Source organism: uncultured Thalassolituus sp. (assembly GCF_950066645.1).
In the GTDB taxonomy this organism is placed as follows: domain Bacteria; phylum Pseudomonadota; class Gammaproteobacteria; order Pseudomonadales; family Oceanobacteraceae; genus Thalassolituus.
The window spans coordinates 1-7886 of sequence record NZ_CATMFB010000029.1 but is presented as its reverse complement, the minus strand read 5'-3'; the positions used below and the strand labels follow the sequence as shown (position 1 = coordinate 7886).

8 protein-coding genes are annotated in these 7886 nt (G+C 51.6%); 1 reads left to right on the top strand and 7 read right to left on the bottom strand.

The genetic code is table 11. The features are described 5' to 3' along the window. On the bottom strand, nucleotides 1–1451 hold a 1451-nt coding region (locus Q1L85_RS16665), incomplete at its 3' end, for a TonB-dependent receptor (protein WP_300433608.1). A 117-nt stretch (nucleotides 1452–1568) separates the two neighbouring features. On the opposite strand from Q1L85_RS16665, the gene Q1L85_RS16660 reads away from it, so the two are divergent. Then, on the top strand, nucleotides 1569–2282 hold the full coding sequence (locus Q1L85_RS16660) for a TetR/AcrR family transcriptional regulator (RefSeq protein ID WP_300433607.1): 714 nt from the start codon (nucleotides 1569–1571) through the stop codon (nucleotides 2280–2282). Between the two features lie 124 nt (nucleotides 2283–2406). Here the strand turns inward: Q1L85_RS16660 and Q1L85_RS16655 are convergent, their stop codons facing one another. The 6 genes from Q1L85_RS16655 to Q1L85_RS16630 all read right to left on the bottom strand — a co-directional run bounded on the left by Q1L85_RS16655 (nucleotide 2407) and on the right by Q1L85_RS16630 (nucleotide 7584). Continuing rightward, nucleotides 2407–3294 carry a hypothetical protein gene (locus tag Q1L85_RS16655; RefSeq protein WP_300433606.1) on the bottom strand — a complete coding sequence of 296 codons (888 nt, stop codon included), beginning with the start codon at nucleotides 3292–3294 and terminating at the stop codon, nucleotides 2407–2409. A 79-nt stretch (nucleotides 3295–3373) separates the two neighbouring features. Then, nucleotides 3374–3556: a hypothetical protein gene (locus Q1L85_RS16650; RefSeq protein ID WP_300433605.1), complete on the bottom strand. Its 183-nt coding sequence runs from the start codon at nucleotides 3554–3556 to the stop codon at nucleotides 3374–3376. 59 nt (nucleotides 3557–3615) lie between these two features. After that, on the bottom strand, nucleotides 3616–3900 hold the full coding sequence (locus tag Q1L85_RS16645) for a hypothetical protein (protein ID WP_300433604.1): 285 nt from the start codon (nucleotides 3898–3900) through the stop codon (nucleotides 3616–3618). A 36-nt stretch (nucleotides 3901–3936) separates the two neighbouring features. After that, nucleotides 3937–4179, bottom strand: coding sequence for a helix-turn-helix transcriptional regulator (locus tag Q1L85_RS16640; RefSeq protein WP_300433603.1), 243 nt, complete (start codon nucleotides 4177–4179; stop codon nucleotides 3937–3939). After that, entirely contained in the window at nucleotides 4169–6331 is a 2163-nt protein-coding gene (locus tag Q1L85_RS16635) for a peptidase domain-containing ABC transporter (protein WP_300433602.1), read from the bottom strand. Before Q1L85_RS16635 ends, Q1L85_RS16640 begins: the two co-directional genes overlap by 11 nt. Continuing rightward, complete coding sequence (locus tag Q1L85_RS16630) at nucleotides 6331–7584, bottom strand: HlyD family secretion protein (RefSeq protein ID WP_300433601.1); 1254 nt, start codon at nucleotides 7582–7584, stop codon at nucleotides 6331–6333. The genes Q1L85_RS16635 and Q1L85_RS16630 overlap by 1 nt, the downstream gene beginning before the upstream one ends. Nucleotides 7585–7886: the final 302 nt, after the last annotated feature.

Genomic DNA, 7886 nt, shown 5'->3' with positions numbered 1-7886 from the left:
CGTCCTGCCACTTCGGTAACTTCACGGCTGGCGGTGTACTCGCCGAGAACGCCTTGCAGTACCATATTGTCGGCATCGGCAAATCCCGGCTCCGAAGATGGGTCGAGGAACTCCATGGCTGTTACAGAGAAATCAAAGTCTTTCTCGTCATGGATCACACGTAATCCCGCAATCATCGTCAGATCATCGGCCAGCGGATATTCAATCTGCGCGAATACTGAGGTAGAGGTGAGGTCTGACTGGTACGGATTGTACAAACCGCCTTCACTGCCAGCAGCAGTGACACCGCCACCGCCAATCAGTGGCTCAGAAATGGCACCGTTGGAATCGTTGATGTCCAGATCCAGATAATAAGCGCCGGCTACCCAGAGCAGATCGCCAACAGACCCTTCCAGCCTGAGTTCCTGGGAAAACTGCTCAGCATCAGTGGTGAGGAAGAAGTTGAAGAACGATACCGGCGACGCGTCGCTGTCTTCAATGTAGGTCCGCTCAACGGTGGAAAAGTCAGTGATGGACACCAGTTTCAGGTCGTCGTTAATCTGCCAGTTCAGCGTGGCCGTTGCGCCCTTGGTTTCCAGTTCGTTGAAGCCCGGATCGTCATAGTCACCGGCATATACATCGCCGTCGTTGTCGATGTATTCCAGAATCGGATTCATTTCGGTAGGTGTAAGTTCGCCAGCACGAATTGAACTCACGTTTTCAAAAAAGCCGGTATCAATATCCTGCTTACTGTAACGAACGTTGAGCAGCGCATCGAAGTTATCCGTTGGTGTGAACAGTAACTGAGCGCGCACGGTTTTATCATCGGCGTTATTCAGATCGTTGCCGGTATAGCGGTTCTCCACGTAGCCGTCAGCTTTGTTGATATTGACCGATACCCGGGCGGCCAGCGTATCGGTAAGACCGCCACCCACTGCGCCTTCAAATTTTTTCTGTGAATAGTCGCCGAGGGTCACTTTGGCGTAGGCATCAAAATCCTGAGTCGGCTTGCGGGTGATGAAGTGCACCAGGCCACCTGTGGCGTTACGTCCAAACAGCGTGCCCTGCGGGCCGCGGAGAATTTCTACCCGTTCTACATCGAACAGGCTGAAACCTGCGCCGGACATCTGGCTGATGTACACTTCATCCACGTAAAGCGCTACCGGGCTTTCCACGTTAGTGGTGAAATCCGAGTTAGTTACGCCACGTATGCCTACCGAGTAGTTTGCCTCGCCGTTGGGCTGCACAGTTTGTACACCCGGAGCCATGGCTGTAACCTGCTGGGCGTTCTCAAAACCCAGCGCTTCAAGCTGGTCACCGGTAAGCGCAGTAATCGCGATACCAACATCCTGGACACTCTGTTCACGCTTTTGTGCAACAACACTAATTTCTTCAAACACTTGTTGTGCGTATGATACTGAATGGCCGCTCACCATCAGTGCCACTGCAAAAGCAATTTTGCTCTTTTTCATGTGGTTTCCCTCAGTCGCAAAAAAATAATTGTTTTTGTGTGTCCTGAGTGGACAAGAGCAACATTTGCGCCAAAACTAGTACAGGTGAACTATTTTGGATTTAATCCCGTTAGGTTCATGGCAGTTATTAACGTATACTTAACATGGTATTTTTCAGGAATTCAGGAGTTCGGCTTGTCACCAAACAGACTCAGTGAGCAGAGTGAAACAGGGGGAAAACGCGGGCCATATAAAGCCGGTCTGGAGCGTCAGAAACAGATCCTGGTGGAAGCGAGAAATCTGCTGATTGAAGAGGGCTACCATAACTTTTCCATTCGTAAAGTAGCGAAACGTGTTGGTATCTCTGCTGGTAATCTTCAGCACCATTTTGCTACCCGCGATGAGCTGGTGGCAGCCATGCTCGATCATGTGATTAGTGTTTACTTACTTCGTTTGGAAGAGCTTAAAAAAGAGGCTTCATCACCTAAAGAATGCCTGCAGAATGTGATCGAATTTGTCACCCGGGATTTGCAGACCAGAGAGACAACAATTTTCTTCCCGGAGATATGGTCGCTGTCGAATCATGATGATCACATCAATAAACTGATGGAACACATGTACGAAGTTTATCGCAAGGTTTACCAGGACATTTCGCTACAGATGAATCCGGATTTAACTGTCGAGCAGGGGCGACTGATTGCGTTGTTTATTTCTGCCACGATTGAAGGTCACACCATGTTTATTGGCTATCAGAAATCGGACGCTTATGCCTGCGAACCGGTTATCAAAATGATTGTGAATATGGCCGTTCAGATCATCGAAAGCGGCGATGTCCCCCTGGTTTCTGGTTAAAATAAAAGCACTAAAATGGTACGTCTGTACTAGTTATGCACCAAAAATGTTCATATATTAAACACCGGCTTCGCTAAATTGCCCCCGATTGAGTGAACTTCGGGATCAGGTGAAAGCTGGTGGGTCAGTCACAGTTAATCAGCGCCTGTACCAGAGTCTCGGTAATCGGCAAGCCGGTTTCTGCCTCGAAGCGACAGAACATGGGGGCCGGATTCGCCTCCAGAAAAATGAATTCTCCCTTGCTGTTGCGCCGCCAGTCGATGGCGCACCATTTCATGCCGAACTGCAGACAAATTGCCACGCACAGCGCTTCAACATCCTGCGGTATCACAATGGCTTCGGCATAAGCCATCTCATCAATACGGTAGTCAGGCTGGTCTGAATAAATGGCCGCCGCGAAAACACGGGACCCGATGACGAAGGTTCTGACATCGTCGCCTTCAATACATTCCTGCACGGTTACCGGCAGACGCTCCGACGATACTGATAGTTGCGCTGCCGGGTTATCCCGGTTGATTAATACGGTGTGCGACCCGCCGAAAACTGGTTTGATGATGGCACGCTCATGACGCTGACAGAAATGCTGCAGGCGAACCATGTCATTACTGATCAGAGTCTCCGGGATCATCGCACCAAGTTGAAACGCCTCCCGGAGCTGTACCGGTTTTGCCTGATGAAAGCGAACGGCCGGTAGCGGATTGAACCAGTGTTCAGTGCGATGGTAGAAGAGCGGGGAGAGGGAACTGAGGGCATTTTTGCTGTCTACGGCATTGCGGGTGGCGGGAGGATAGTAGCGCTGCCAGAAGAAACTGCAGAACTGATCGATTTCGAAAACTTCTTGGTCGACCAAAAGAGCGAAGCTGTCAGCTTTCGGTTCACAGACCGCTGAAAGTGAATCAGGGCAGCTGTTGGTGTTTACAATGAGCGGACCGGCGCCAGCGTCCCTGAGTGCAGAGGTCAGGTGCTGGATTTGGAGATCGTCTTTACTGCCGAGAACGAGAATGTCAGTCATAGGGAATGTTTCCTGCTGAAAAAATACGGCATCGCGACGACCTCTGGACAGCTGCCAACGTCGCGATGCGGCTGGGCGATTACCAGATTGATTCTTCCGGATAGTCGCCACCTTCCTCGTACAGCGCCAGCGTGTGATAACGCGGCGGAATGAGCTTGGGCTTTTCATCGCGTTCGTACGGCAGTGTGATGATGTCTGCGCCAGCCACAGCATTTACAGATGCTTCGTTAAGTACTTCAGGGGTGGTAGTCATTGATTTCATAGTGTTCTCCTTGAACGTTTATCATTCCATTGGTGTTGTTGCTAATTATGCAACAGGATTTAGTTTACGGTTTCTTCTTCGGGTGTCTGCTGTCTGAAAGTCCGGTTGTTGCCAACTTTCGGTTTCAGGTAAGGCGAATCCTGAATAGTGTCCGACACGCCCTGCAGGTAGCTGCTGAGAATAGTTTCTCTGAGGCTCAGCACCCAGCAGATATTAAAGGTGAAGCCCACGACCCACATGTTCGGCTGCAGGCCGGTGATAGCGAAATAAATCAGGCAGCAAAGTGATGCCGCCGCGATAGGAACCAGACTGTTTACCAGCATCAGCTCGGTTTCGAATGTCACGGTGTTTCTGATCCGAAAGCCCATGGTGTTATTCCGTTATTCAGACTGCAGGGACGGCTGATGAAACTGGCGATAATAGGACGCCATCAGACTGGTGCGGTTACGAATGTCGAGCTTGCGATAAATATTCGCACAGTGAAATTTTACCGTTCGTTCGCTGATAAAAAGCTGTGTCGCGATACGCTTGTTTGGCAGGCCTTCCATAATTTTGTAGGCGACCTGCAGTTCACGACGGGACAGCTGATCGAGGCGCTCGTTGATAGTGTGGTCATTGCTCATGTTGATTCTCCTTGGGGGTAGAAAGGTTAGGTGTCGCGTGCCCCGCGACAGGGTGTAATTTGCCGTTTCGCAACTCGAAAACACGATCTGCCAGCGCGATGGTTTGTGGCCGGTGGGCGATGATGATGCGGGTGATGCGAAGTTGTCTCAGATTGTGGTTAATCTGCGCTTCGTTGCCCATGTCCAGATGACTGCTGGCTTCATCCAGAAACAGAATATCCGGCTGCTGGTAGAGCGCACGGGCGAGCATTATGCGTTGCACCTGTCCGCCGCTGAGGGTGCTGCCCATGTCACCCACCAGTGTCTGGTATTGCATTGGCATAGCGATGATTTCCTGGTGGATACAGGCGAGTTGCGCCGCTGCGGTGGCGAGTTTGATGTCGGGTGTGTCGGTATATCCGGATATATTTTCCAGAATGGAACCACTCAGCAGCGAATCATCCTGATAAACCGCAGCGGACCGTCCTTTTAACGCGCCATGACTTACCTGATGGCCGCCAAAAGAGATACTGCCGCTGGTTACATCATTGATACCGGTAATGCATTTGAGTAAGGTGGATTTTCCGCTGCCACTCTTACCGGTAATCGCAATAACCTCGCCGGCGTCGACATGCAACGAAATTTTGTCGAGCACAGGAGAAGACAGACTATCATAGCGGAAGGTCACCTCACTGAGGGTCAGTGCGGGCGGTGTTGCGTTCTGGCTTTCAACTTGCGGCGATAATGGCTGAACAGGCTCACACAGCACAATGTCAGACAGTCTTTCGAGGTGAAGTGAGAGCATACGCCATTCAAGTGCTGTAGAGACCAGGCTGTCGAATGCGGTGACAAAGCGATTTTTATAGCTGATAAACGCATAGAGCATCCCTACTGTGAATGCATTCTCCATCGCCATGGACGCACCGAAATAAATCACCAGCAGGTTCTCGACGCCGCTGACAAACTGTTTTGCCAGCGTGTTTCGCATCCGCCATTTGCCAATATGGATGTCGGCGTTGAGCGACGCGGTGAGTTTATTCAGCCAACTGGCATGCCGGCTCACTTCCTGATCAAATTGCTTAACGGTTTGAATGGCGCGGATTGATTCAATGAAATGACTTTGTTCTTTTGCACCCTGCACCAGTTTTTCTGCATGATGTGGGCGCTCGCTCTGGTAAGCGATGAGCCGGTAGACGGCGTACCCAATTGCGGTGCCCAGGACAATACTGGCGAGTACCGGTGCATAGATAAACATCACTATCAGGGTTACTACGGCCATCAATCCATCCATGATAACGGTGATAAACCGTGCGCTGACAAAGTCCCGTAACGCTGCCAGCGAGCCGAACCGTGAGATAATGTCACCGGTATGACGACTGTGAAACCAGCCAAGCGGTAAGCGCAGAAGGTGGGCAAACACACGGGCGCTCATCAGCAGTTGCAGGCGGCTGGTAAAGTGCAGAAGTACATGCTGGCGGAGCAGAGAGGCAATGCATTCGATGCACAGAAACAGACCAAAGCCGAGGGTGAGAGCCAGCAGGTAGTCGTCTGCACCGGCGGGCAGGGCTTCATCTACCACAATCTGCATATAGTAGGGGGAAAGCAGGGCGAAGCACTGAATCACCAGTGTGATTATAAAGGTGATGAACAGTGTCCGGCGTAGTCCACTGATTTTGTGAAACAGCGTGGTGAGTTTCAGTAGCGGTCCACCACTTTCCGGTTCAAAATCCGGCTCCGGCCAGGCTTCAAGGGCAATGCCGGTAAAGTGTTTCGATGCTTCCTCAAAACTGATAGTACGCTTACCCTGCGCAGGATCGTGGATCACAATACCGCGCCGTGTCACCCTGGATAACACCACAAAATGTTTCATGTCCCAGTGCAGGATACACGGGGTCTGTAACTCTCCCAGTGATGAGAGTTCGAGGCGTAAAGGACGGGTAGACAGTGACAGCACTCTGGCCAGTGACATCAGATCGCCCAGCGTGGCGCCTTTCATTGATAAACCGTACTGCTGACGCAGCTCCCGCAGTGAACGTTTGTCACCGTGTGCCTGCAGGATCATGCACAGGCAGGCAAGTCCGCACTCTGCCGCTTCAGCCTGATAGATAACCGGCGGACGTGGCTGACCGGAAAAGCCGTTGAACGGGTTGGAAGAGACAAGTGTTGTGCTCATCACCACGCTCCTTTTACGGCATATAGAGGCGATAGCAGCCAGTCGATGAAGCTGGTTTCACGGGTTGTTACATCAGCGCTGAATGTCATCCCGCTACGCAGTGCTGACAGCTCGCCGAAATTGGCAATACTCTGCGCCGACAGCGTTACATCAATCAGGTAGGCCGGCTCGTTCAGCACGACAGGCTGGCGCTGGCGCGTTTCTGCCGGCATGATGTCATCCGCTATCCGGCTTACAGTACCTTCGAGTACGCCAAATTGCTGATAAGGGAAGGCATCCAGTTTGATGCGCACTGACTGGCCTGGTTCGATTTGCCCGGCAGTATGTGCGGGAAGCAGCAGCTGGCCATGGAGCTGTCGGTTTTCAGGGATGATGGCAAGCAGCGGACGTGCTGAAGAAATATATTCGCCGACCTGAGTATCCAGATCGGCAACCAGTCCTCCGACAGAGGCAGTAATAACGCGCTGATGCTGGCTGTCCCACTGCAGGATCTGATTTTTCAGGTTACTGAGCTGGTGCTCAATATCCAGTCGCTCCTGACGGTGAAGCGCGGGCAGGCGAGCGAGTTCATTTTCCGCCTCTTTTAATTGTGCGGCTTTAGCGGCATGTTCACGCTGATACTCAAGACGCTCCTGCTCGAGAGTCAATACGGTGCCTGTAGCGTTTCGATGATCGTTTTTCGCCAGCAGGCGGGCATCAGCGAGCTTCTTCACCGACCGTTCTGCGTCTCTGGCCAGGCTGACCCGTAGGGCTACTACCTCCGTCAGACCAGCCAGCCGGGAGATGTCATTTTTAAGTTCGGAAATGCGGTGTTCGAGATTCTGCTGATTCAGGCGCTGAGTTGTGCTCAGATCTTCCCGTCGCTGCTGTAGATGTGACTGCTGTGACAAATACTCATTAAGAATGGCGGAATGCACAGCTTCGCCGTTATTGAGCGTTTGCCCGCTGTCAATCTGGAGTAGCGGATCACCCTCACTTACGATGTCCCCGTTTCGCACCATGAGCCTGCTAATACGGCCGCTCTGATTATCCGAATAAACCCGTACGCTGCCGGAAGTGGTTTCCAGCCATCCGTTTACCCGGGTGAAGGTTTTATACTGCTGGGTGTTCAGGTACCACATCAGTGCAATCACCCAGACCAGAATTGTCAGTATCAGTAGTCGTGCGGATAACGATGGAAGCACAAAAGCGCCACCCTGATCTGAGGCAAACTGATAACTCACTGCTTCCTGTCTGAATAAACCCTGCTGCATAAATACTCCCTGAAAGTCAAAAAGCACCGACAGATTGTCCTGGTCACTTCCCTGCTGAATGATGAATCCCTGGCATCACAATCCCTGACGCCTCCGTTTCAAACCATCAGGACAATCTGTCGGTAAACATCAGCGTCCTGCTGACGGTTCAAAATTTAGGCGTTGATGGAATAGTGCGCTTTTCAGCGCGGGACGAGAGGTTAGTAGAGGGCGTTTTTTGTGCAATATGGGGTTCTAGGGATTTTCCCCTCTAAAAAGACATAATCCTCTGTAGACCACACCAATAAATGGCTGCGGAGGTG